This is a genomic window from Neorhizobium sp. R1-B, from assembly GCF_004368875.1.
GTDB classification, from domain to species: domain Bacteria; phylum Pseudomonadota; class Alphaproteobacteria; order Rhizobiales; family Rhizobiaceae; genus Neorhizobium; species Neorhizobium huautlense.
The window spans coordinates 72,990-96,209 of record NZ_SOEM01000019.1 but is presented as its reverse complement, the minus strand read 5'-3'; the positions used below and the strand labels follow the sequence as shown (position 1 = coordinate 96,209).

At 59.3% G+C, this 23,220-nt stretch carries 24 protein-coding genes; 13 read left to right on the top strand and 11 right to left on the bottom strand.

What is annotated here, in order from left to right; genetic code table 11:
- Positions 1–390 precede the first annotated feature (390 nt).
- Positions 391–1,533 (bottom strand): glycosyltransferase, encoded by a 1,143-nt coding sequence (locus EDE05_RS21275; protein ID WP_132413004.1) that lies wholly within the window; start codon positions 1,531–1,533, stop codon positions 391–393.
- 429 nt (positions 1,534–1,962) lie between these two features.
- Here EDE05_RS21275 and EDE05_RS21270 point away from each other — a divergent pair, with 429 nt between their 5' ends.
- Positions 1,963–2,619, top strand: coding sequence for a hypothetical protein (locus tag EDE05_RS21270; protein WP_132413006.1), 657 nt, complete (start codon positions 1,963–1,965; stop codon positions 2,617–2,619).
- A 51-nt stretch (positions 2,620–2,670) separates the two neighbouring features.
- On the opposite strand, the gene EDE05_RS21265 is transcribed toward EDE05_RS21270, so the two are convergent.
- From EDE05_RS21265 to EDE05_RS21250, 4 genes are all read right to left on the bottom strand, one after another.
- Positions 2,671–3,444 carry an amino acid ABC transporter ATP-binding protein gene (locus EDE05_RS21265; RefSeq protein ID WP_105372490.1) on the bottom strand — a complete coding sequence of 258 codons (774 nt, stop codon included), beginning with the start codon at positions 3,442–3,444 and terminating at the stop codon, positions 2,671–2,673.
- Between the two features lie 31 nt (positions 3,445–3,475).
- Positions 3,476–4,633: an amino acid ABC transporter permease gene (locus EDE05_RS21260; RefSeq protein ID WP_112798334.1), complete on the bottom strand. Its 1,158-nt coding sequence runs from the start codon at positions 4,631–4,633 to the stop codon at positions 3,476–3,478.
- Positions 4,634–4,637: 4 nt separating this feature from the next.
- A complete protein-coding gene (locus EDE05_RS21255; RefSeq protein ID WP_112798332.1) occupies positions 4,638–5,831 on the bottom strand; it encodes an amino acid ABC transporter permease in 1,194 nt (397 codons plus the stop codon).
- A 100-nt stretch (positions 5,832–5,931) separates the two neighbouring features.
- Complete coding sequence (locus EDE05_RS21250) at positions 5,932–6,954, bottom strand: amino acid ABC transporter substrate-binding protein (protein WP_105372493.1); 1,023 nt, start codon at positions 6,952–6,954, stop codon at positions 5,932–5,934.
- 363 nt (positions 6,955–7,317) lie between these two features.
- Here EDE05_RS21250 and EDE05_RS21245 point away from each other — a divergent pair, with 363 nt between their 5' ends.
- On the top strand, positions 7,318–8,505 hold the full coding sequence (locus EDE05_RS21245; protein WP_112798377.1) for a cystathionine beta-lyase: 1,188 nt from the start codon (positions 7,318–7,320) through the stop codon (positions 8,503–8,505).
- On the opposite strand, the gene EDE05_RS21240 is transcribed toward EDE05_RS21245, so the two are convergent.
- Complete coding sequence (locus tag EDE05_RS21240) at positions 8,506–9,669, bottom strand: FAD-dependent monooxygenase (protein WP_112798330.1); 1,164 nt, start codon at positions 9,667–9,669, stop codon at positions 8,506–8,508.
- 16 nt (positions 9,670–9,685) lie between these two features.
- Entirely contained in the window at positions 9,686–9,931 is a 246-nt protein-coding gene (locus EDE05_RS21235; protein ID WP_105372495.1) for a zinc-finger domain-containing protein, read from the bottom strand.
- Between the two features lie 168 nt (positions 9,932–10,099).
- Between EDE05_RS21235 and EDE05_RS21230 the strand changes: the two genes are divergently transcribed.
- The 8 genes from EDE05_RS21230 (at position 10,100) to EDE05_RS21195 (ending at position 17,107) form a co-directional block, all read left to right on the top strand.
- Entirely contained in the window at positions 10,100–10,885 is a 786-nt protein-coding gene (locus EDE05_RS21230) for an alpha/beta hydrolase (protein WP_112798375.1), read from the top strand.
- Positions 10,886–11,012: 127 nt separating this feature from the next.
- On the top strand, positions 11,013–11,837 hold the full coding sequence (gene cysE, locus EDE05_RS21225; RefSeq protein WP_112798328.1) for a serine O-acetyltransferase: 825 nt from the start codon (positions 11,013–11,015) through the stop codon (positions 11,835–11,837).
- Positions 11,838–11,953: 116 nt separating this feature from the next.
- Complete coding sequence (locus EDE05_RS21220) at positions 11,954–12,157, top strand: DUF3126 family protein (protein WP_105372612.1); 204 nt, start codon at positions 11,954–11,956, stop codon at positions 12,155–12,157.
- Positions 12,158–12,419: 262 nt separating this feature from the next.
- Complete coding sequence (locus EDE05_RS21215; protein ID WP_112798326.1) at positions 12,420–12,770, top strand: phasin family protein; 351 nt, start codon at positions 12,420–12,422, stop codon at positions 12,768–12,770.
- A gap of 257 nt (positions 12,771–13,027) precedes the next feature.
- Positions 13,028–13,381 carry an ATP-dependent Clp protease adapter ClpS gene (gene clpS / locus EDE05_RS21210; protein ID WP_105372613.1) on the top strand — a complete coding sequence of 118 codons (354 nt, stop codon included), beginning with the start codon at positions 13,028–13,030 and terminating at the stop codon, positions 13,379–13,381.
- 10 nt (positions 13,382–13,391) lie between these two features.
- On the top strand, positions 13,392–15,929 hold the full coding sequence (clpA, locus tag EDE05_RS21205; protein WP_112798324.1) for an ATP-dependent Clp protease ATP-binding subunit ClpA: 2,538 nt from the start codon (positions 13,392–13,394) through the stop codon (positions 15,927–15,929).
- 84 nt (positions 15,930–16,013) lie between these two features.
- A complete protein-coding gene (locus tag EDE05_RS21200) occupies positions 16,014–16,763 on the top strand; it encodes an AzlC family ABC transporter permease (protein ID WP_112798321.1) in 750 nt (249 codons plus the stop codon).
- Complete coding sequence (locus EDE05_RS21195) at positions 16,760–17,107, top strand: AzlD domain-containing protein (protein ID WP_112798319.1); 348 nt, start codon at positions 16,760–16,762, stop codon at positions 17,105–17,107. Before EDE05_RS21200 ends, EDE05_RS21195 begins: the two co-directional genes overlap by 4 nt.
- Here EDE05_RS21195 and EDE05_RS21190 read toward each other — a convergent pair.
- Genes EDE05_RS21190 through EDE05_RS21175 form a run of 4 tightly spaced genes read right to left on the bottom strand, consistent with a single transcriptional unit; the run spans position 17,104 to position 19,963 of the window.
- The gene (locus EDE05_RS21190) at positions 17,104–17,535 is read right to left on the bottom strand and encodes an HIT family protein (RefSeq protein WP_132413008.1); all 432 of its coding nucleotides are present in this window, start codon (positions 17,533–17,535) and stop codon (positions 17,104–17,106) included. The genes EDE05_RS21195 and EDE05_RS21190 overlap by 4 nt on opposite strands.
- A 25-nt stretch (positions 17,536–17,560) precedes the next feature.
- Positions 17,561–18,754, bottom strand: a complete 1,194-nt coding sequence (locus EDE05_RS21185; protein WP_112798314.1) for a GNAT family N-acetyltransferase — start codon at positions 18,752–18,754, stop codon at positions 17,561–17,563.
- A gap of 10 nt (positions 18,755–18,764) precedes the next feature.
- The gene (locus tag EDE05_RS21180; protein ID WP_162712315.1) at positions 18,765–19,496 is read right to left on the bottom strand and encodes a glycerophosphodiester phosphodiesterase; all 732 of its coding nucleotides are present in this window, start codon (positions 19,494–19,496) and stop codon (positions 18,765–18,767) included.
- Positions 19,493–19,963 carry a RidA family protein gene (locus EDE05_RS21175; RefSeq protein ID WP_112798312.1) on the bottom strand — a complete coding sequence of 157 codons (471 nt, stop codon included), beginning with the start codon at positions 19,961–19,963 and terminating at the stop codon, positions 19,493–19,495. The genes EDE05_RS21180 and EDE05_RS21175 overlap by 4 nt, the downstream gene beginning before the upstream one ends.
- A 109-nt stretch (positions 19,964–20,072) precedes the next feature.
- Between EDE05_RS21175 and EDE05_RS21170 the strand changes: the two genes are divergently transcribed.
- The 3 genes from EDE05_RS21170 to tsf all read left to right on the top strand — a co-directional run bounded on the left by EDE05_RS21170 (position 20,073) and on the right by tsf (position 23,076).
- Positions 20,073–20,918: a cell envelope integrity EipB family protein gene (locus EDE05_RS21170; RefSeq protein ID WP_112798310.1), complete on the top strand. Its 846-nt coding sequence runs from the start codon at positions 20,073–20,075 to the stop codon at positions 20,916–20,918.
- A gap of 212 nt (positions 20,919–21,130) precedes the next feature.
- Complete coding sequence (gene rpsB, locus EDE05_RS21165) at positions 21,131–21,898, top strand: 30S ribosomal protein S2 (RefSeq protein ID WP_105372505.1); 768 nt, start codon at positions 21,131–21,133, stop codon at positions 21,896–21,898.
- 251 nt (positions 21,899–22,149) lie between these two features.
- A complete protein-coding gene (gene tsf / locus EDE05_RS21160) occupies positions 22,150–23,076 on the top strand; it encodes a translation elongation factor Ts (protein WP_105372507.1) in 927 nt (308 codons plus the stop codon).
- Positions 23,077–23,220 lie beyond the last annotated feature (144 nt).

Genomic DNA, 23,220 nt, shown 5'->3' with positions numbered 1-23,220 from the left:
ATCCCGAAGAGAAGCGAGGACCTGCGGAAGATGTCATGTTCCGACGAGGCGGAGACGCTCGTAAGCGCTTGACCTCAACACGCCGAATAGAGAAGTCATGGGTGACAGAATGTACCTATGACATGGCTGACGACCTCTTGTCCGCCGGTTCTTCGGCCCTATCGTCTCTTCAATAACGGAGAGCGCTATGGTCCCTGAAGAGAGAATCAGACGCCACGAGGAAACGATCGCTCGCTTGCGGGAGGATAAGGAGTGGCTGCGGGACACCGGATTCTGGACCGAAGCTGGCTCAAACGAGGATCTCATTGGCGAGATCGAGCGCGCAATCAATCTCTACATAAGCCTGATTAGAGAACTCACTCGCCCGGTAGGATGAGCGTCATCCGCGGCTCATGCCACGGATGGCTCGTTCAATTCGCTGCTCTCCGTGCCGATTGTCATCGTATTGCCTCGCCATTCGAACGATCCGCCGATCCAGCTTCTGAGCCAGATTGCAGGCATCAGAAGGTCGCGTACGATCATGGCGAGGCACAGTCGAAATGACACGGGCCAGTTTTTGGCAAATGCCAAGCCCAGCTCCGGAAGATAGGTAATGAGGAGAATCGCTGCTGCCGGCGCGACCGGGCTGATGTCCGCGGTCAGGGCGGCCAGAACTCCCAGCGTGAGCGGCGGTACGCCGCCGAGCAATATCTCGGGAGCAAAATAGATCGGGAAGGTCACACGGCGAAGCCTTGCCCAGCGGCTCTGCCGCGCCCAGATTTCTCTAAGGTCGCGCCGGCCGAGCGGTTGCTCGAACGGCGAGGAAACGAGATGCACCTTGCGTCCCAGCCTGTTGACGAGCTTCGTGGCAGCTGCGTCCTCGGCGATTTCCGCGGCCAGCGCTTCGATTCCCCCTGCTGCATCGAGCATCGGCTTGTACCAGAGCATGCTTTTTCCCTGGGCAAAACCGAAGCCGAGAGCCTCGCCGGCATATTGCCAGCGCGCCTGATGACCATTGAGAAAGGCGCATTCGGTCTCGGCCCAAAATCCGGCTGGCCGGGAGCCGAGCGGCGTGGAGCAGACCAGGCCGGTATCATCCCTCCAGGCGGATATCAGATGCTCCACGTAGTCGGCGGGCATGAGCACATTGGAGTCGGCGAGAATGACCCAGTCGTTTTCGGCGGCCCGCCATCCCTTGACGCAGTTGTTCAGCTTCGGATTGGCGCTTATGCGGTCATCGCCCACCAGAATGCGGGAAGCAATCTCGGGATGGGCAGCCATTGCTTCTTCGATCCTGCCGACAACCGGATCCCTCTCGTCGGCAACACAGAAGATCAACTCGTGTTGGGGCCAGTCGAGCTCAAAGGCGCGCGCCAGGGTCAATGCCGTGAAGTTTTCGACGCCGCGGACGGGGATGACGATTGAAACAGCCGGCCGATCGGAGATGCCGGGAGCCGGTGTGCCGCGGGGCGACAACCTCCACATTGCTATGGCCAGGCTGATCAGGTTGACAAGCAGGAGGGCTGCTGCGGCGAAGGCGAAGTAATATTCCATGACTATGATCCCGATGGCCCCGAACGCTGTTTCTGGCCGCAGCTCCGGTAAGGCTTCGATTCAGCGTCCGATTATGAACACAGCATCGTCATGTGACAGGTGGATGACGGCGTAGGCGCCGGTTCGCCAGCTGTTTTGAACGTCCTTGCCGGATGTATCCGAATGTCGGGCTCAATGGAGGCGCTGGCCCGAAGAACAGCATCTTCAAAATCCCACTCTTGCCATAGTGCGGATTCTGAAAAGCCGCATTGTTTCGTATCATCGGATAGGTCGGCTCCGCCATGATTTGGTGAGCGGAGAGCAAATTGGCGCAGCGCCGGCCCAAGGGTCGCGGACGCGCTTCCAATACACTTCAAATCACTTTTGTCCGGGCGGCCTGATGGTTGCTCGCACGCTTCGCATCGTTTTTACGCTTTTAGCGGGGATCGCATGAATAGGATGTCCTATGCCGCAGCGGTATGCGTCTTTGTGGCTGTCTTTGTACCTGGTCCGGGTTTTGCGGACGACAACCCGCTGATCTGGAAGCCTTCCAAAACCTCCGATACGAGCTATTCGGTCAAGCTCGGCCTTAAACTGCCCACCCGGATCGAGACCGAGGCTGGCATATCCATGGGCGTCAATACCACAAGCAGCGGAGCACCGGTCGATACGCCCCTCAGATTCTGGAGCAATTTTACCGCCGAGAAAATCAAGACCCCGGCGGGCCAGTTTGGTCGCGACATCGGTGTCGATCTCGACGGCAATACAGGCAGCGCCGGGATCACCATGAACTATTACGACAAGGAAATTGCGACGCCCCAGATCGATATCGAGAGGCGCAGCAGCTACGGCGTTCATTATGACGGCGCTTCGGGCGAGTGGCGGGGCCTCGACGCCAGCCAGTCGGTGCGGCTTTCGCATGCCGCAAGCGGCACCGCGCTGATCGGCCGTGCTACCGGCCGCGATGGCTTCAGGACGGTGACTGCCGGGGTGGTCATGGAAAAGAAGCTCGGCACGCGGATGACGGTGAGCGGCTCGATCGACCGCTCATCGGACTCCGCAGAACCCGCGGCGAGTATCAAGGCTCGCTATTTCTTCAGGTGGTAAAATGAAAAGGGGCGTCTGGCGCCCCTTGGAAAACCGCAGTTTGCCCGTTGCTCAATGCAGGATCTGGCTGAGGAAGAGCTTGGTGCGCTCATGCTGCGGATTGTCGAAGAATTCCGCAGGCGAGTTCTGTTCGACGATCTGGCCCTGGTCCATGAAGATGACCCGATTGGCCACTTGGCGGGCAAAGCCCATTTCATGGGTGACGCAGAGCATGGTCATGCCTTCTTCGGCAAGGCTTACCATCGTATCCAGCACTTCCTTGACCATTTCAGGATCGAGCGCAGAGGTCGGTTCGTCGAACAGCATGATCTTCGGCTTCATGCACAACGAGCGGGCAATCGCCACGCGCTGCTGCTGACCGCCGGAAAGCTGGCCCGGATATTTGTTGGCCTGTTCCGGGATCTTCACGCGCTTCAGGTAATGCATCGCGATTTCTTCGGCCTGTTTCTTCGGCATCTTACGGACCCAGATGGGCGCAAGCGTGCAGTTTTCCAGGATGGTCAGATGCGGGAAGAGGTTGAAGTGCTGGAACACCATGCCGACTTCTCGGCGCACTTCGTCGATCTTCTTCAGGTCGTTAGTCAGCTCGATTCCATCGACGATAATCGTGCCGGCCTGATGCTCCTCAAGACGGTTGATGCAGCGGATCATCGTCGATTTGCCGGAGCCGGAGGGCCCGGCGATGACGATGCGCTCGCCCTTCATCACCTTCAGGTTGATATCGCGCAGCACGTGGAAGTCGCCATACCATTTGTTCATACCGACGATCTCTACGGCGACGTCGGTAGCGGAGACAGTCAGTTTCTTGGGTTGGGCGTCAGCCATTTTTTTCCCCTTTGTTATCGTTTTGCGGCGTTTAGCGCTTGTGGCTCGTGTCGAGGTGCCGTTCCATGAATGCGGAATAGCGCGACATGCCGAAGCAGAACAGCCAGAAGATGAAGCCTGCGAAGATGAGTCCGGTAATCGGCGTCACCGGCGTGATCCAGGTCGTGTCGGTGAAGTTGAGCCGCACGATACCGAGCAGATCGAACATGCCGATGATCGACACGAGCGAGGTATCCTTGAAGAGGCCGATGAAGGTGTTGACGATGCCCGGGATAACCAGCTTGATCGCCTGCGGCAGGATGACCAGCCGCATCGTCTGCCAATAGCTGAGGCCAAGGGACTCGGAACCTTCTGTCTGGCCTTTGGGAATTGCCTGGAGACCGCCGCGGATGACTTCGGCCATATAGGCCGACGCAAAGATCGCGACCCCCACCAAGGCACGGAGAAAGTTGTCGATCGTCCAGCCTGTCGGCAGGAAGAGCGGCAGCATCACGTTCGCCATGAAGAGAACGCTGATCAGCGGCACACCGCGGATGATTTCGATGAAGCCGACGCACAGCATCCGGATGACAGGCATTTTCGACCGGCGCCCGAGAGCAAGCAGGATGCCAACGGGCAGAGAGACGGCGATGCCGACGAAGGAGAGGATGAGCGTCACCATCAGGCCGCCCCAGAGAGGGGTCTCGACTTCCTCAAGACCGAAGACGCCGCCATGCAGCAGGAAGAAGGCGACAACCGGAAAAACGACGAAGAAGAGGAGGGCGGTAAGCCCCTTGCGCGGCAGTTTGGGAACCAGCAGAGGCACGAGCAGCACGACGAAGAGTGCGGCAACGAGCATTGGCCGCCAGCGCTCGTCCAAGGGATACCGGCCGAACATGAACTGCTGGAACCGGTCGCCCACAAATGCCCAGCAGGCGCCTTTCCAGCCCTCCGGCTGTATGCCGCCCTGCGCGACGGTGGTGCAGGCGCTGCGATCACTACCGGACCAAACGGCGTTGAAGAAGAGCCAGTCTAATATGCCGGGCAGTGCCCAGATCAACAGGACGACGGCCAAAAGCGTCAGCACGGTGTCCTTCGGAGTGGCGAGAAGATTGGTACGGACCCAGCCGCTGACCGTCCTGGTACTGATTGGGGCGGGCTGGGCCTTCAGCATGTCGCTGCGGACATAAGAGAGGTTTTGGGTATTCATGAGCTTATCTTTCCACCAGCGCCATCTTGGCATTGAACCAGTTCATGAAGATCGATGTCGCGATGCTGATCGCCAGATAGACCGTCAGCATGATGGAGATCGCCTCCACTGCCTGGCCCGTCTGGTTGAGCGTCGTACTGGTCGTGGAAAAGAGCTCGGGAAAGCCGATAGCAACGCCGAGCGATGAATTCTTCGTCAGGTTGAGATACTGGCTGGTGAGCGGGGGAATGATGATGCGCATGGCCTGCGGCACGACGACGAGCCGTGTCGTATGCGAAGGCTGGAGACCGAGCGCAAAGGCGGCCTCACTCTGTCCCTTGGCCACGCCCCGGATGCCGGCCCTGATCACTTCCGCGATGAACGATGCCGTATAAAGCGAAAGCGCCACATAGAGTGCGACGAATTCCGGCAGGATGCGCGCGCCCCCTGTCATGTTGAAGCGGCCGGCGATCGGGGAATCGAACGTGAGCGGAGCGCCCATGATCAGAAATGCAAGGATCGGCAATCCGATGATGAGGCCGATGCCAGTCCAGATCGTATGGAACTGCTTGCCGGTCGCCGCCTGACGCTGCCTGGCCCACCTGGCGACGACGATGGTCGCGACGACCCCGACCAGGAAAGCGACGGGGATCAGCCAGGCGCCTTCTCCCCAGATCGGATTCGGAAATGCGAGACCGCGATTGTTGAGAAAGATGTTGAAGGGCAGCGCAATCGAATCCCGCACCTGCGGCAGCGAATCCAGCACTCCCTTGTACCAGAAGAAGATGATCAGCAGCACCGGGATGTTGCGAAAGATCTCGACATAGAGCGTGCAGAGCTTTGCAATGAGCCAATTCCGCGACAGACGACCGAGACCGATGATGAAGCCGACGACGGTTGCCGTGAAGATGCCGAGAATGGCCACAAGCATCGTGTTCAGAAAGCCGACAACGATCGCGCGGCCATACGTGGAATCGCTCGTATAGGCGATGAGCGACTGGCCGATATCGAATCCGGCTCGACCTCTCAGGAAGCCGTAACCGGACGCCGTTCCGGAACGGGCAAGATTTTCGGTGGTGTTATCGAAGATCCACCAGCCGACCACCAGGACGATAAGGAGAGTGAGTACCTGGTAGAAAATACCGCGAAACTTCGGGTCATACGCATAAGACCTCAGCGTACGAGCCTCCGTAGACGCAATTACAGCGTGATCTGTCATGCTGGCCTTTTCCCCTGCGGCCTGTTTCAGGCCTTTTTTATATTTTTTGTTATTGAGGGTAAGGCAGCTTTTGCCGCCTTACCCGATTTCGCATGTGCGATTAGCGCACCGGCGGTGCGTATTGCAAGCCACCCTTCGACCACAGGGCGTTCAGGCCGCGCTGGATCTTGAGAGGTGTGTTTGCGCCGATGTTGCGTTCGAACACTTCGCCGTAGTTCCCGACGTTCTTGATGATATTGTAGGCCCATTCATTGGTGAGACCGAGGTCGGTACCGATCTTGGTGTCCTTTTCGACGCCCAGGAAGCGACGGATATCCGGGTTGGTCGAGTTTTTCATCTCTTCGAGGTTCTTCTGGGTGATGCCGAAGTCTTCGGCCTGCACCATTGCGTAACCTGCCCAGGTGACGATGTCGAACCACTGGTCATCGCCCTGACGGACGGCCGGGCCGAGCGGCTCCTTGGAGATGATTTCCGGCAGAATGATGTGGTCGTCCGGGTTGGAAAGCGACAGGCGCAGCGAGTAGAGGCCCGACTGGTCGGTCGTGTAGACGTCGCAACGGCCTGCCTGATAGGCCGCGTTCACTTCTTCGAGCTTTTCGAAGACAACCGGGTTGTACTGCAGATTGTTGGACTTGAAGTAGTCGGCAAGGTTGAGTTCCGTCGTGGTGCCGGACTGGACGCAGACAGCGGCGCCGGAGAGCTCAAGCGCCGACTTCACGTTCAGGCTCTTCGGGATCATGAAGCCCTGGCCGTCATAGTAGTTGACGTAGCGGAAGTTCAAGCCGAGGGAGGTGTCGCGGCTGATGGTCCAGGTGGTGTTACGGGCAAGAAGGTCGACTTCGCCGGACTGGAGCGCGGTGAAGCGGCTCTGCGCGGTGGTCGGCGTGTACTTGACCTTGCTGGCATCGCCGAAGACCGCAGCTGCGACAGCCTTGCAATAATCGACGTCGAAGCCAGTCCAGTTACCAGCCGAATCCGGAGCGGCAAAACCGGCAAGACCGGTGTTGACGCCGCACTGGACGAAACCCTTGGCCTTCACGTTGTCCAATGTGGCAGCCGATGCAGCAGAGGCAAACCCCAGGACCGCTGCGCCAATAGCGGCTGACAGAAGCGTCTTTTTCATTTTCCCAACCTTTTTATCTGTGGCTTTGTGATTTGGTTACACCGCGCCGCTCCCCGATTCCTTCGAATACGGCGGGTCGTCCGCCAACCTCCCGGTGCGGACTTTCCTATCTCATTCGCAAAACAACGCAGGGTCAAGTGTCGCAGTTTCGAATTGCGACCGAAATAAGGTAAATTCGTTAACTCGGCCCGCTAAACGATCAGATACCCAAAGTTTGAGCAGCCTTTGATCAAAACGCAAGCGCCGCTCCCCAACGCCAGAATCTTGACCCGGCGGTTTGGGGGCCCGAAGGCGGGGTTGACCGGGCATTGTTCCGGCGGCAAAACTCTGCGCCTCTATCGCCAACCGAAAGCATTCCCGGATATGAAGAAGAAAGAAACCCTGCTCAACGGCGCTGGCGCCAACACGCGCCTCGCCCATCTGGGCCATGATCCCTTGGGATACCATGGCTTCGTCAATCCGCCCGTTGTGCACGCCTCGACGGTCCTGTTCCCGAACTCCGCGACCATGGAGAAGCGCTCTCAAAAATATACTTACGGGACCCGCGGGACACCGACGACCGATGCCCTCTGCGAGGCTCTTGACGAACTGGAGGGGTCGGCAGGCACCATTCTCGTCCCGTCGGGTCTGGCCGCAATCTCGGTGCCGTTCCTGGCTTATCTTTCTGCCGGTGACCATGCTCTGATCGTCGATTCGGTCTACACGCCATGCCGCAATTTCTGCAACATGATGCTGACGCGGCTGGGCGTGGAGATCGAATATTACGACCCGGAAATCGGCGCCGGCATCGAGGCGTTGATCAAGCCCAACACGAGACTGGTCCACACAGAGGCACCTGGTTCAAATACCTTCGAGATGCAGGATATCCGGGCAATCGCGGATGCTGCGCACAAGCATCATTGCGTTGTCACCATGGACAATACCTGGGCGACCCCGCTCTTTTTTCGCCCCCTGGATTTCGGGGTCGACGTATCCATCCACGCGACGACCAAATACCCGTCCGGACATTCGGACATCATCATGGGCTCGGTTTCCGCGAATGCCAAACACTGGCCGAAGCTTGAAGAGGCACGCATAACCCTCGGCATCTGCGGGGCGCCGGATGATTCCTACATGATCCTGCGCGGTCTGCGCACCATGGGCATCCGCCTCGAACATCATCAGAAAAGCGCTCTCGACATCGCAAGATGGCTGGAGACTCGCGATGATGTCTTCCGTGTCCTGCATCCGGCTTTGCCGAGTTTCCCGGGACATGACATATGGAAGCGTGACTTCAAGGGCGCGAGCGGCGTCTTTTCCTTCGTTCTGAAGGCGGAAACCGATAAGGCCAAGGCGAAGGCGCATGCCTTCCTGGATGCGCTTTCCTTCTTCGGTCTCGGTTATTCCTGGGGTGGTTACGAAAGCCTCGCCGTCGCGGTCAATCTCTCCGATCGCACCATCCGAACGGCGCCGCCGGAAGGCCCGGTGATCCGCCTGCAGATCGGGCTTGAAGACGTTGCGGATCTGAAAAAAGACCTGGAGGCCGGTTTCGCAGCCGCCGCAGCCGTCTGATCATTCGGCCGTGAAGCCGTAAAGCCAGTCAAGATCCGCCGCGAGCGATTGCGGCGGACGCAGGGACAGGACAATGTCCCGTCCGAGCCGGATAGGGCCGCGGGCATGATAGGCGAAGCGGTTGAACAGGCCGCGGGCGCGAACCTTCGCAGCCCGTTCCCTCCGCACGCCCTCAAACGCCGCCAGTGCCTCGCTGAGGGTAAGGGTGCCCGCGACGCGATTTGCGAGCACGAATGCATCCTCGATCGCCATGGCCGCGCCTTGTGCCGCAAACGGCATCATCGCATGTGCCGCATCGCCGATCAGCACCTTGTCCCTTCCGTTGTGCCAGCGTCCAGCGCTGACCTCGTAGAGCGGCCAGAATGTGGGACTTGGAGCCCGGTTCAGCAGGCCGGCGATACGTCGGTTCCAACGGGAAAATTGCGACGTCAGCATGTGCCTCTGGGCCTCGCTTGCCTCCGCGTCCCATGTTTCGCCAGGTGTCACGCCCGAGGCAATCGCGACGATGTTGAAGCCGTCCATCTCCTTCAGCGGATAGGCGACGAGATGCGTGGAAGGCCCGAGAAAGGCGGTAACCTGATTGGGGGTCAGCCACGTGGGTACGTCGCTGCGGGCAATGGTGAAACGCCAAGCGATGTTGCCCGAAAAATCCGGCTCCGGAGCGCCGGGAATAGCAGCGCGAAGATTGGACCAGACCCCGTCCGCGCCGACGATCAACGGGTAGTCTCGGTCCGTCATCGCCGCCAATGCCCGATGGACGTCATCCCGGACCGGCGCATCGAGATGGAGCGTGCAGAGCGGGTTTCGTTCGACCGCCGCAAGCAGGGCTTTCTGCAGCGTTGCCCGATGGAGAACGCCGTAGGGCGCCCTCCAACGTTCGCGGGCAAAACGGCCGACGGGGACATGTGCCAGGGGCCTCAGCGAGGTCCCCGATACCAGCGCGATCCGCTCCGGTTCGGCCCAGATTGCTTCAAGCGAGGCAAGCACGCCAAGTCTGGCGAGAACCCGGGACGCATTCGGCGAAATCTGCAGCCCCGCGCCGACTTCCACCAGCTCGGACGCTTCTTCGAAAATGTCACTGGCTATGCCGTGGCGGGCGAAGGACAGCGCAGCGGTCAGCCCGGCCACGCCGGCGCCGATGATTGCTACCCTTTCGATTGGCATCCCCGGGGCCGGCGCCTCAGGCGGCCTTGACGTGGAAGACGCAACCGGGCGGATCCGTCTGTTCGGGCTTCAGCGACGGGTTATAGCGATAGAGTGTCGAGCAATAGGAGCAGACTTTCTCGTTGTCGTCGCCCATGTCGATGAAGATATGCGGATGATCGAACGGCACGGATGCGCCGGTGCACATGAATTCCTTTACGCCGATCTGGACCAAGCGATGTCCGCCGTCGTTCTGGAAATGGGGAATGCTGTGCCCGGCCATGATAGTCTCCATGCGTAACAGAAGGCGCGTCTGATTTGCGGCGGACAATATCGTTCCCGATCCCAAATGTGTAGTGGGAAAACCGCCGCAGGCTTTCTGATTTCACCTGATGCATGGCTTCAAAGCGCGGAGCGGATCGCCTATGTTCCGCCAAAAAAGGATGCCTCGATGAACCTCAATGCTCCAGCCTTTTCCTCTTTCCACCACAACGGGCTGAAGCTCGCCTATTTCGACGAGGGTGATCCTTCGGGCGATCCGGTCCTGCTCATTCATGGGTTTGCCTCCAGCGCGCTGGTCAATTGGGTCCATCCGGGCTGGCTGAAGACGCTGGGGGATGCAGGCTATCGAGTGATTGCCATAGATAACCGTGGCCACGGTTCGAGCGACAAGCCGATGGATCCGGAAGCCTATCGCCCCTGGGTGATGGCGGACGACGCAATCGCGCTGCTCGACCACCTGCGCATTCCCGAAGCCCATCTGTTTGGTTATTCCATGGGCGCGCGGATCTCGGTCTTCGCAGCGCTTGCCCATCCGCATCGGGTCCGCTCGCTGGTGCTCGGTGGTCTCGGTATCGGCATGACGGACGGGGTAGGGGATTGGGACCCGATCGCCGACGCCCTTCTTGCCCCTTCGCTCGATGACGTCAGCCATGCACGCGGCCGCACGTTCCGCACTTTCGCGGATCAGACCAGAAGCAACAGGGAAGCTCTTGCCGCCTGCATCCGCGGCTCACGCGACCTCGTCTCGCGCGCCGACATGGGCAAGATCGACGCGCCGACATTGATCGGAGTGGGCACTACCGACGATATTGCAGGGTCGCCTCAGGAACTGGCGGCCCTGATGCCGCATGCCGTGGCTCTCGACATTCCTGGCCGCGATCATATGCTCGCCGTCGGCGATAGGGTCTTCAAGAAAGCGGTCCTCGATTTTTATGGAGAGCTTTCAGAGAAATGATCTCCGCCTGGGGAAAGGCCGCAGGTTTCCTCATACTAACGATCAACGGAATGCGATTTTGAGGCCGTTGGTCTTCCGGTAAAGTTATTCTATATAATGAGCCCGACGATAGAACGAGGAGACGGCCATGGCCGCGAGAACTGAAGCTCGCCAGAAGGAGCAGGTCGCGACGGTGGATCCCATCTGGGATACGCTGCGGGAAGAGGCGCGCACGGCAGCCGAACAGGATCCGCTGCTCGCTGCCTTTCTCTATTCCACGGTGCTGAACCATCGTTCTCTCGAAGAATGCGTGGTGCACCGCATTTGCGAACGCCTGGATCACCCGGATCTGCAGGCTGTGCTTCTGCGTCAGACTTTTATGGAAATGCTTGAAGACTGGCCGGAATGGGGCGCAATCTTGCGTGTCGACATTCAGGCCGTCTATGACCGCGACCCCGCTTGCCTGCGGTTCCTCGAGCCGGTGCTTTATTTCAAGGGCTTCCATGCGATCCAGACGCATCGGTTGGCGCACTGGCTCTTTGATCGCGGTCGGCGGGATTTCGCGCTTTATCTGCAGAGCAGGTCGTCGAGCATCTTCCAGACGGATATCAATCCGGCCGCCCGCATCGGCAAGGGCATATTCCTGGACCATGCGACGGGCCTCGTGGTGGGCGAGACTGCCGTGATCGGTGATAACGTGTCGATCCTCCATGGCGTCACGCTTGGCGGCACCGGCAAGGAAGGTGCAGACCGTCACCCGAAGATCGGCAATGGCGTGCTGATCGGAGCAGGGGCAAAGATCCTCGGCAATATCGAGGTGGGCTCCTGCTCGCGTGTCGCTGCGGGTTCGGTGGTCTTGAAGGCCGTTCCGCCGAAGTCCACCGTTGCCGGCGTTCCGGCCAAGGTGGTCGGGGAAGCGGGGTGTTCCGAACCGGCCCGCCTGATGGATCAGCTCCTGGGCGCCGACATCTGAAGAGTTCCAGCGTCTTGCTCGACAGCAGAAAGAGCGGCCACACGTTCTGGCCGCTTTACTTTCGCCTTTGTCCCATGTCAAAAGCGCCGCAACTTGAATCGCTGACGGAGAGAATGGTGAAACCGGACGAAATCAAGAAGCTCGACGCCTATTTTAAGCGCGTGATCAATCCGCAGGCGGTCGTCAAGGCGCGTCCGCGCAAGAATGATTCGGCCGAGGTCTATCTGGGCGAGGAATTCCTGGGCGTCGTGTATGTAGACGATGAGGACGGCGACCGTTCTTACAACTTCTCGATGGCGATTCTCGACGTCGATCTCTGATCGCCTGCCTTTAAGGGAGGCTTTCTGGTCTGCTTCTTGATTCAGGGCTATTGCAACCGCGGAGGGAAACACCTGCCGCCGCACCGAGAGCCCTTTTTCTGCACATGAGCTATTTCTGCTAAATCATCGCATCGAATCAGTTTTCGCTCCGACCTAGACCAAGGTATGGCTGTCGGTTATTTTGCATTGCACAAATCAGCCTTGACTTTTGCCGGGTAGGCCGGTTGTATGAGCTTCTCCGAATAGAACAAGGGATCAGACTATGTTCAACTTCGATGAAGCCAGCAAGAAGAGCAAGGAAGCGATGGACGGTGTGCTGAAAAGCTATACCGAGGTCGCCAGGGGGTTCCAGGCGATCGCGACCGAGGCGAACGACTATTCCCGCAAGTCATTCCAGGACATGACTTCTTTCATGGAGGCGTTCAGGTCGGTGCGCAGCATCGAGGCGGCCTACGAACTCCAGACAAAGTACATCAAGTCGACCTACGATGGCTTCATCGTCGAGGCGACCAAGATGAGCGACATGTATGCGGACCTCGCGAAATTGGCCTATAAGCCCTACGAGGCTCCGGTTGCCAAATCGACCGCCGTCGCCACCGCAAACGCGGCCTGACGACGGGCAAGGCCCTTTTAACGACGCCTTTATGATCGAAGGCCGGCGGCGTTTCGCGTTGCCGGCCTTTTTTGATTCCGACCGCGAGCGGAAAACCCCGTTTTTCCGCATCTTCACGGCCTCTCTAGCGGAATAGTGATTGCGTGGGCGCAAAGGGGGCTTAAAATCGTTACTCAGTGAACTACGTTAGGAAGACTGAAGTTCGGCTGATCGGCCCTTCACTGAACCGCCGCCGGATTCCTGGGGAATGAATGAAGATGATCGCACTGCCGATCTTTATGCAACGAGAAAAAGGTGGAGACGGAGATAACGCGGGCCGCGGGACCTCGGTCATCACACGCACGAAACCTAAAACCAAACGGCCCAACCTTTATCGTGTCCTCCTGCTGAATGACGACTACACTCCCATGGAATTCGTCATTCACATTCTGGAGCGTTTCTTTCAGAAGGATCGGGAAGCCGCGACGCGCATCATGCTCCATGTCCACAATCACGGGGTGGGCGAATGCGGAATATTTACATACGAAGTAGCGGAAACCAAAGTGTCCCAGGTTATGGACTTCGCCCGGCAACACCAGCATCCGCTGCAATGTGTCATGGAAAAGAAGTGAGGAACCCGACGTGCCAACATTTTCGCCTAGTCTTGAAAAGGCGCTGCATCAGGCACTGACCTTCGCGAACGAGCGGCATCACGAATATGCCACGCTCGAACACCTGCTTCTGGCATTGATAGACGATGCCGATGCGGCGGCGGTTATGGGCGCTTGTAACGTCAATTTGGAAGCTCTTCGCAAGACCGTTATGGATTATGTTGATAACGAGCTTGCCAATCTCGTCACCGGTTACGACGAGGATTCGAAGCCGACCTCCGGCTTCCAGCGCGTCATTCAACGCGCCGTCATTCATGTGCAGTCCTCGGGTCGCGAAGAGGTGACCGGAGCAAACGTTCTCGTCGCGATCTTTGCAGAACGGGAAAGCCATGCTGCTTTCTTCCTGCAGGAGCAGGAAATGACCCGCTACGATGCGGTCAACTATATTTCTCACGGTATCGGCAAGCGTCCGGGTTCCTCCCAGACCCGCACGCCGCGCGGTGCCGAGGAAAGCGAATCCGACGCCAAGCCTGCGCGCGACCAGGAAGAGGGTTCGGCCAAGAAGCCGCAGGATGCCTTAAAGGCCTATTGCGTCAATCTGAACGAAAAAGCCCGCGAGGGCCGCATCGATCCTCTCATCGGCCGTAACGCCGAGGTCAACCGGACGATCCAGGTCCTGTGCCGCCGCTCCAAGAACAACCCGCTCTACGTGGGCGATCCGGGCGTCGGCAAGACGGCAATCGCCGAAGGCCTTGCAAAGCGGATCATCGAAGGAAAGGTGCCTGAAGCGCTTGCAGATGCCACCATCTTTTCGCTCGACATGGGCACGCTGCTCGCCGGCACCCGTTATCGCGGCGATTTCGAGGAGCGGCTGAAGCAGGTCGTCAAGGAGCTTGAGGATTATCCGGGCGCGGTTCTCTTCATCGACGAGATCCACACCGTCATCGGCGCCGGCGCCACGTCCGGCGGCGCGATGGATGCCTCCAACCTCCTGAAGCCCGCGCTTTCTTCGGGTGCGATCCGCTGCATCGGATCTACCACCTATAAGGAATACCGCCAGTTCTTCGAAAAGGACCGGGCTCTGGTTCGTCGCTTCCAGAAGATCGACGTCAACGAGCCCTCGATCGATGATGCGATCGAGATCATGAAGGGCCTGAAGCCTTATTTCGAGGATTATCACAAGCTGCGTTACACCAACGAGGCGATCAAGTCCGCCGTGGAACTATCGGCGCGCTACATCTCCGACCGCAAGCTGCCGGACAAGGCGATCGATGTGATCGATGAGACCGGGGCGGCTCAGATGCTTCTGCCAGCCTCCAAACGCCGCAAGCTGATCACCGAGAAGGAGATCGAAGCCACGATCGCTACGATGGCGCGGATTCCGGCAAAAACCGTGTCGAAGGATGACGAGATGGTTCTCGCCAACCTTGAGAAGGAACTGCGTTCGGTTGTCTACGGACAGGACGCGGCGATCGAGGCCCTTTCGACGGCGATCAAGCTCGCCCGTGCAGGCCTTCGCGAGCCGAACAAGCCGATTGGCTCTTACGTCTTCTCCGGCCCGACGGGCGTCGGCAAGACGGAAGTGGCCAAGCAGCTCGCTTCATCGCTCGGTGTTGAGCTGCTGCGGTTCGACATGTCCGAATATATGGAACGCCATACGGTCTCGCGGCTGCTCGGCGCACCTCCCGGCTATGTCGGCTTTGACCAGGGCGGTCTCCTGACCGACAGCGTCGACCAGCATCCGCACAGCGTCGTCCTGCTCGACGAGATCGAGAAGGCGCATCCGGATATCTATAATATCCTGCTGCAGGTCATGGACCACGGTTCGCTGACCGACCATAACGGCAAGAAGATCGATTTCCGCAACGTCATCCTGATCATGACGACCAATGCGGGCGCATCGGAAATGGCCAAGGCCGCGATCGGCTTCGGTTCGTCGAAACGCACCGGTGAGGATGAGGAGGCGCTGAATCGCCTGTTCACACCCGAATTCCGCAATCGTCTCGATGCCGTCATCCCGTTCGCGCCGCTGCCGACGGAGGTCATCCATCAAGTCGTACAGAAGTTCGTCATGCAGCTCGAAACGCAGCTTTCCGAACGCAACGTCACGTTCGACCTGCATCAGGATGCCATCGCCTGGCTGGCAGACAAGGGATACGACGAGAGAATGGGCGCACGCCCGTTGTCGCGGGTCATCCAAGAACACATCAAGAAGCCGCTTGCAAACGAGATCCTGTTCGGCAAGCTGCGCAAGGGTGGTGTGGTGAACGTCACGGTCGGCAAGGGCGAGGACGGCAAGGACAAGCTTGTCCTGGATGCCATTCCGGAGGCGACGCCTGTGAAGCCGAAGCCTGAGGCAGAGGTGGAAGAGGCCGTCGAAGAGACCGAAGCGAAGGTCTCGAAGCCCAAGGCACCGAAGAAGTCGGCGCCGAAGGACAAGGATGGCGGTTCCGCAAAGGCGCGTGCCATGGTCGATGCCGACGTGATCGCCGAGACCACGCCGCCGGGTGCTCACAAGGCGCCTGCGCGCAAGGGCTCGACGGTGCCGCGCGTGCCGAAGAGTAAATAAGGCTCTTAGATCTAGCCATTGCGATGCCGGGCTTGCCCCGGCATCGTCTTTTTTGTGAGTCTCTCCGATACCGCCGGAATGCCGATGTCTCCAGATAGCGACGACCGCAGCGCCTTGTCTTGGTTCCTGACCGGCATGCGGGGCATGTTTTCGCTGCCGGCGCTGATCCTCATGACTTCGATCGTCGGGTTCAGCGCCTTCGCACTTGAATCCGGCTTGACGCGCGCAGAGGCGGTTTTCATGTCGTTCGCGATCTGGGCGCTTCCGGCACAGGTGATTTTGGTCGGCACCATGGCCAGCGGCGCCAATATAGCCGCCTGCTTTCTCGCGGTCACACTGTCCTCGATCCGGATGATGCCGATGGTGGCCTCGGTCATCCCGGAGATGCGGACGAAGCGGACGCCGACATGGCTCCTTCTGATCCTGTCGCATTTCGTCGCGATCACGGCGTGGGTCTTTGCGATCACGACGTTGCGCAACGTGCCACGCGAGCATCGTGCAGTCTATTTCGCAGGCTTTGGCGTCACCCTGACGACGAGCGGCACACTGGTGGTCGCGATTTTCTACGGAATTGCTGCAAGCTTCCCGCCGCTGATCGCTGGCGTGCTTTTCTTTCTGACGCCGGTCTATTTCAACGCGTCGATCTGGGCGAGCGCAAGCCAGCCTGTGGTAAAACTGGCCTTCGTCATGGGCGTGGTTCTCGGACCGCTTCTTGCGCTGGTCACACCTGAATTCGACGTACTGTATGCCGGAATCGGAGGAGGGACTGCCGCCTACCTCATCGATAGGTGGAGGCGGAAGAAAAGGCGCGGCACGAAGGCAGGTTCACGATGATCGACGAGTACTGGACCTTTATCGTTATCTTTGTTGCCGGTTTCCTTGCAACGGACGTCTGGCGCTGGCTCGGCGTCGTCGCCGGCAATCGGTTGAACGAGGAGTCCGAGGCGCTTTATTGGGTAAGGGCGGTGGCGACATCGCTCGTGATGGCCGTTACGGCGAAGCTGATCGTCTTTCCGAACGGCACGCTGGCGGAATCGCCGCTCTGGCTTCGGCTGGGCGCTGCCGGCATCGGTTTTGCCGTCTTTCTGGCGACCGGACGCAAGGTTGCGGTCGGTGTCGCGGTGCCGATGGCGCTCCTGATCGCCGGCCTCTGGTGGACCGGCTTTGGAGACCGTTAGTTGCCGAGCTCGCCGATGATCTTTTCGGCATTGGCAGCAAGCACCTCATTGTCCTCCATCTTGCCCGAATGAGGCTTCAGCGCCAGCCCTTCGTAGCGCGGTATGACGTGGAAGTGCAGGTGGTAGACCGTCTGGCCGGATGCCGGTTCGTTAAACTGGATCACCGTGATGCCGTCCGCCTCGAAAGCCTCCTTCGCGGCTTTGGCAAGCTTCTGAACGACCGGTATCAGCTTCGAAAGCACCGCCGGATCGGCATCGAGAATGTTGCGGGACGGCGCTTTCGGGATCACCAGCAGGTGACCGGGCGACTGCGGCATGACATCCATGAACGCCAGTGTATCGTCATCCTCATAAATCCGGTGACAAGGGATCTCGCCACGCAGGATCTTTGCGAAGATGTTGTTGGTGTCGTAGATCTGGCCGCTCATCCTGAATCCTCTCCTTGAGTTCTCGTCAATCTTCATGCTGGCGCTCGCCCTTGCGGAACGGGCTGTGCTCGGACAGATACTCGTTCATGTATTCCACGTCCTGCCGCTCCCGTTCCAGATAATCGGCAACCGCGCGGCGAAGCCCTGGATGGGCGATATAGTGCATGGAATGAGTGGTGACAGGCAGATATCCGCGTGCCAGCTTGTGTTCTCCCTGCGCGCCGGCCTCGACCCGTTTGAGGCCCTTGGCGAGCGCAAAGTCGATCGCCTGGTGGTAACAGACCTCGAAATGCAGGAAGGGATGGTCTTCGATGCAGCCCCAATGCCGTCCGTAGAGTGCGTCCCCGCCGATGAAGTTGATCGCGCCGGCGATATATTTGCCCTCGCGCTTGGCCATCACCAGCAGGATGTCATCGCGCATGCGCTCGCCGACCAGGGAATAGAATGAGCGGGTCAGGTACGGGCGTCCCCATTTGCGGCTTCCCGTGTCCATATAGAAGTTGAAGAACTGGTCCCAGATCTCCTCGGTGAGATCTCGCCCGGTCAGCCAGTCGATCGAAATGCCGTTGTCCAATGCCGCACGCCGCTCTTTCCTCAGTGCCTTGCGTTTGCGCGACGCGAGCGTTTCCAGGAAGGCCTCGTGATCGGCATAACCTTCGTTGATGAAGTGGAATTGCTTGTCCGTCCGGTGCAGGTAGTCAGCGTCCTCAAAGGCGGCAAGCTGGTCTTCCGGAATGAACGTGACATGCGCGGACGAAACTCCGAGCTGACGTGTCACCTCTTGAAGACCGGCTGCAAGCGTCAGCTCCGTCGTATCCTTGTCATAGCTTTCGGCGACGAGCAGTCGCGGCCCGGTCGCCGGGGTAAAGGGTACCGCGCACTGCAGCTTCGGATAATATCGCCCGCCGGCCCGTTCGAATGCGTCCGCCCAACCGTGATCGAAGACATATTCGCCCTGGCTGTGGCTTTTGAGATATCCCGGAACCGCGCCGATCAGAGCGCCGCGGTCGTCCTCAAGGAGCAGGTGGTGACCGTGCCAGCCGGTCCGGGCGGTGGCTGACCCGGATTCCTCCAGCGACGAGAGAAAGGCATGCGACAGGAAGGGATTATAGGGGGTGTCCGAGGTCGGAGCTTTCGAAGCGCCTGAAAGGCGCGACCAGCTTTGTGGGCTGATCGCGCAGAAGGATTTTTCGATGCGGATGGTGAGATTGCCGGTCATATTCTCAAATTTAAGCGGCGGGAGCCTCCCGCGGATCAAAACCTTCAAACGTCATTTGGTCTGCGTATTTATAGGTATGTTCGCGGCCGTTTACATCCCTTACGGTCCAGGTGATGACGGGAATTCCTGTTTGTCTCTGGGCGGTGATGAACGTGTTCGGCAGATGGGAATAGCGGTAGGAAATGAAATCCAGGCCGAGTTGCATCGCCTCGTCATGCGCGAAAAATTCCCCCGGCTTGCTGCCTTCGGCAGTGAGGCCGAGCGGATAAGGTGAGCCGGCCCTTTTCAGATCACGCAGGATGTGGTGGTCGAAGCTCATCAGAGCGACCTTTCCCTGGTAGTCTTCCAGCACCTCCAGCACCGCTTCTGCAAACCCGTCGTCTTCGCCTTCACCCACGCGCCCCTTGATCTCGATGACCAGCGGCACCCGTCCGGCCACCAGGTCGAGCATCTGCTTCAGCGTCGGAATTTTGTCCTTCGTGCCGCCGACGGCAAGCATTCCTAGCTCGGCCGATGTCCGTTCCCGCACATCGCCTTTGATGCCGCAGAGGCGTTCCAGGTCGTGGTCGTGAAAGATCACCGGCACGCTGTCCGCGGCGAGCTGAACGTCGCATTCGATTGCGAAACCGGCTTCGGCGGCGCGTTCGAAGGCCGAAAGCGTATTCTCCCAGATCTGCTGGTTCATGTCATGATAGCCGCGATGGGCGACGGGAAGGTTCTTGATCCAGGAAACGGCGCTCATGCTTCGATCTCGATGATGGCGTCGACTTCGACGGAGGCATTCAGCGGCAAGGCGGCCATGCCGACGGCGGCGCGGGCATGTTTGCCTGCTTCACCGAGAACATTGGCGATGAGGTTGGAAGCGCCGTTCATGACGAGATGCTGTTCCACGAAATCCGGTGTCGAGGCGATGAAACCGTTGAGCTTGAGAACGCGGCGGATTTTGCCGAGGTCGCCCCCGAGGGCCGCCTTCGCCTGGGCGAGGATGTTGATGGCGCAGAGTTCGGCGGCCCGCTGTGCAGCCGGCACGTCCACGTCGCGGCCGACGAGACCGGTCACCGCCACTTTGCCGCCTTCGATGGGCAGTTGGCCTGAAAGATAAAGCGTATTTCCGCTGATCGTATAAGGCACATAATTGGCCGCAGGCGCCGCGGCTACGGGGAGAGTGATTCCCAGTTCCTTCAAACGGCCTTCGATGGCTTCGGTCATTTTCGACTCCCGTTTTGTTGTAAATTCTTCAAAAATCTTGCATCAAGGCCATAACCTCAACCCATGGCGTTCTTATAACACCCGGACTGAGTCCAACAGGAGATTGTGAATGTTGCGCATAAGCCTAAGGGTGATCCTTGCCGGCGGCGTCAGCCTTGTGGCTTGCGCTTCCGCGGACGCCAACACCGATAGCGCCTCCCGCGCATTGGTGCCGCATCGCGCAATTTACGACCTGAAGCTCAAGGACGCCTCGGAACGCTCCGGCATCGAAGGCATGGTCGGGCGCATGGTCTACGAGTTCACCGGCTCGCCCTGTACCGGTTTCTCGACCAACTTCCGGCTCGTCACAAAGATCAATACGGGAGAGGAGACGCGGCTCAGCGACCAGCAGACCACGACTTTCGAGGACATGGCCGCCCGCCAGTTCCATTTCGAGACCAAGTCCTTCACCGACGAGCAGCTCGACAAACAGATCAGTGGTGAGGCGAGCGTGGCGGAAAACGGCGTGAAGGTGGAAATCACCCAGCCGGACGGCCGCGAAGTTGATCTGCCGGCGAGCGTCTTTCCGACCGGCCATATGCTTGACGTCATCCAGAATGCCAAGGACGGCAAGAATTTCTTCGAAGCGCGCGTCTTCGACGGTTCCGAGGACGGCGACCAGGCGCTGCTCACGACGACCGTCATCGGCAAGCAGCAGGAGCCGGAAAAAGGCGATGTCGACGCCGACAAAGCCGGCGAATTTTCCCGGGCGCCGTTCTGGCCGGTGACGATCGCCTATTTCAACGAAACGGCCCAGGGCGATCCGACACCCGTCTACAATATGTCGTTCAAGCTCTATGAAAACGGCGTCACCCGCGATCTGACCATGGATTATGGCGACTTCGTCCTGTCGGGCAGCCTCACCCGGTTGGAGCTTCTGAAACAGCAGGATCCGTGCCCGGCGCCGGCAAAGTGATCTGATCTTACCGTTAGGGCCCGGCTCGACGATGATCCGAGACTTTTTTGCCGATACCCTTGCTTTTGCGCCAAATCGCATGTATGGGCACCGGCATTCCACACGTAAGGCATGGGATCGTCCGGGAGAAATCCGGGCTTTTCCGCCGGTGGCATTCCCGAAGGGTTTGCTGTTCGCCTTGCGGAGGTTCAACCGGAAAAGGAGAAAAAGGCATGGCATTGCCTGATTTCAGCATGCGCCAGCTTCTGGAAGCTGGTGTTCACTTCGGCCACCAGACCCATCGCTGGAACCCGAAGATGAAGCCGTATATTTTCGGCGATCGCAACAATATCCATATCATCGACCTGGCTCAGACCGTTCCGATGCTGTCGCGCGCCCTGCAGGTCGTGTCCGACACCGTCGCTCGCGGCGGCCGCGTCCTGTTCGTCGGCACCAAGCGCCAGGCTTCGGAACTCATCGCTGATTCCGCCAAGCGTTCGGCTCAGTATTACGTCAATTCCCGCTGGCTCGGCGGCATGATGACGAACTGGAAGACCATTTCGAACTCGATCCAGCGTCTGCGCAAGCTCGACGAGATCCTCGGTTCGGAAGCTTCGGGCTTCACCAAGAAGGAGCGCCTGAACCTCGAGCGCGAACGCGAGAAGCTGGAAAAGGCTCTCGGCGGTATCCGCGACATGGGCGGCGTTCCGGATCTGATGTTCATCATCGACACCAACAAGGAAAAGATCGCCATCGACGAAGCGAAGCGCCTGGGCATCCCGGTCGTCGCCATCATCGACTCCAACTGCGATCCGGACCTCATCGACTATCCGATCCCGGGCAATGACGACGCTTCGCGTGCCGTCGCTCTTTATTGCGACCTGATCGCTCGCGCCGCCATCGACGGTATCGCCCGTCAGCAGGGCGCCTCGGGCCGTGACATCGGCGCATCCGCTGAAGCTCCGATCGAGCCGGCGCTCGAAGGCGAAGCCGAAGCCTAAGGCTTGCCTGGAGCGGTGACTGCCGCTCTGCTGTACGAGTTCGACCGAGGCCAGAGATACCGCTATCCCTGGCCTCAGTCGTTTAAGATCAAGACGATGGTCTCCGCCGGCCTTGCGCCAATCGTTGAGACAATCTCTGCCGTGATGTCCTTCATCACGCTGTCATACTTCCGGGTACATTCGTCCCAAAACTTTGGTGTCGCCGATGGTTTTCCGGCAATACCCAACTTAAACCGACAAGAGGCATGAAAATGGCTGAAATCACCGCTGCATTGGTCAAGGAACTGCGCGAAAAGTCTGGCGCAGGCATGATGGACTGCAAGAAGGCGCTTGCTGAAACCAACGGCGACATCGAAGCAGCGATCGACTGGCTGCGCGCTAAGGGCATTGCAAAGGCCGACAAGAAGTCCGGCCGCACCGCTGCCGAAGGTCTGATCGGCGTTGCCAGCGCCGGCACCAAGGCAGTCGTCGTCGAAATCAATTCCGAAACCGACTTCGTGGCCCGCAACGATGCCTTCCAGACCATGGTTCGCAGCGTTGCCGATGTAGCACTCGGCACCAACGGCGCGGTTGATGCCGTCGGCGCGGCAACCGTTCCGGCGACCGGCAAGTCGGTCACCGACACCATCAAGGACGCGGTTGCTACCATCGGCGAAAACATGAGCCTGCGCCGTTCGGCACTGCTCTCCGTCGAGGACGGCGTTGTGGCGACCTATATCCACAATGCTGCTGCCGATCGCGTCGGCAAGCTGGGTGTTCTGGTGGCCTTGAAGTCGACCGGCAATAAGGACGCGCTGAACGCAATCGGCCGTCAGGTTGCCATGCACATCGCTGCGACCAACCCGCTGGCAATTCGCCCGGAAGAAGTCGATGCCGCTGTAGCCGAGCGCGAACGGAACGTCTTTATCGAGCAGTCCCGCGCCTCCGGCAAGCCGGACAACATCATCGAGAAGATGGTCGAAGGCCGCATGCGCAAGTTCTTCGAAGAAGTTGCTCTTCTTTCGCAGGCTTTCGTCATCAATCCTGACCTCACCGTCGGCGCCGCCGTGAAGGCTGCCGAAAAGGAAGTCGGCGCTCCGATCGAAGTAACCGGCATGGCCCGCTTGCTGCTCGGCGAAGGCGTCGAAAAGGAAGAGACGGATTTCGCGGCGGAAGTCGCGGCAGTCGCCAAGGGCTGATATCCGCCGATAGACCTCGGGAGCGCCTTTGCGGCCTGCCGGAGCATCGGGAAAACAAGGAGATAGGGTCGCTCGTCAATTCGGTGAAAAGATGAGCGGCCGTCTCTAAAGCGATTAAAAACGGAAGGGCACCGGGTGACAAGC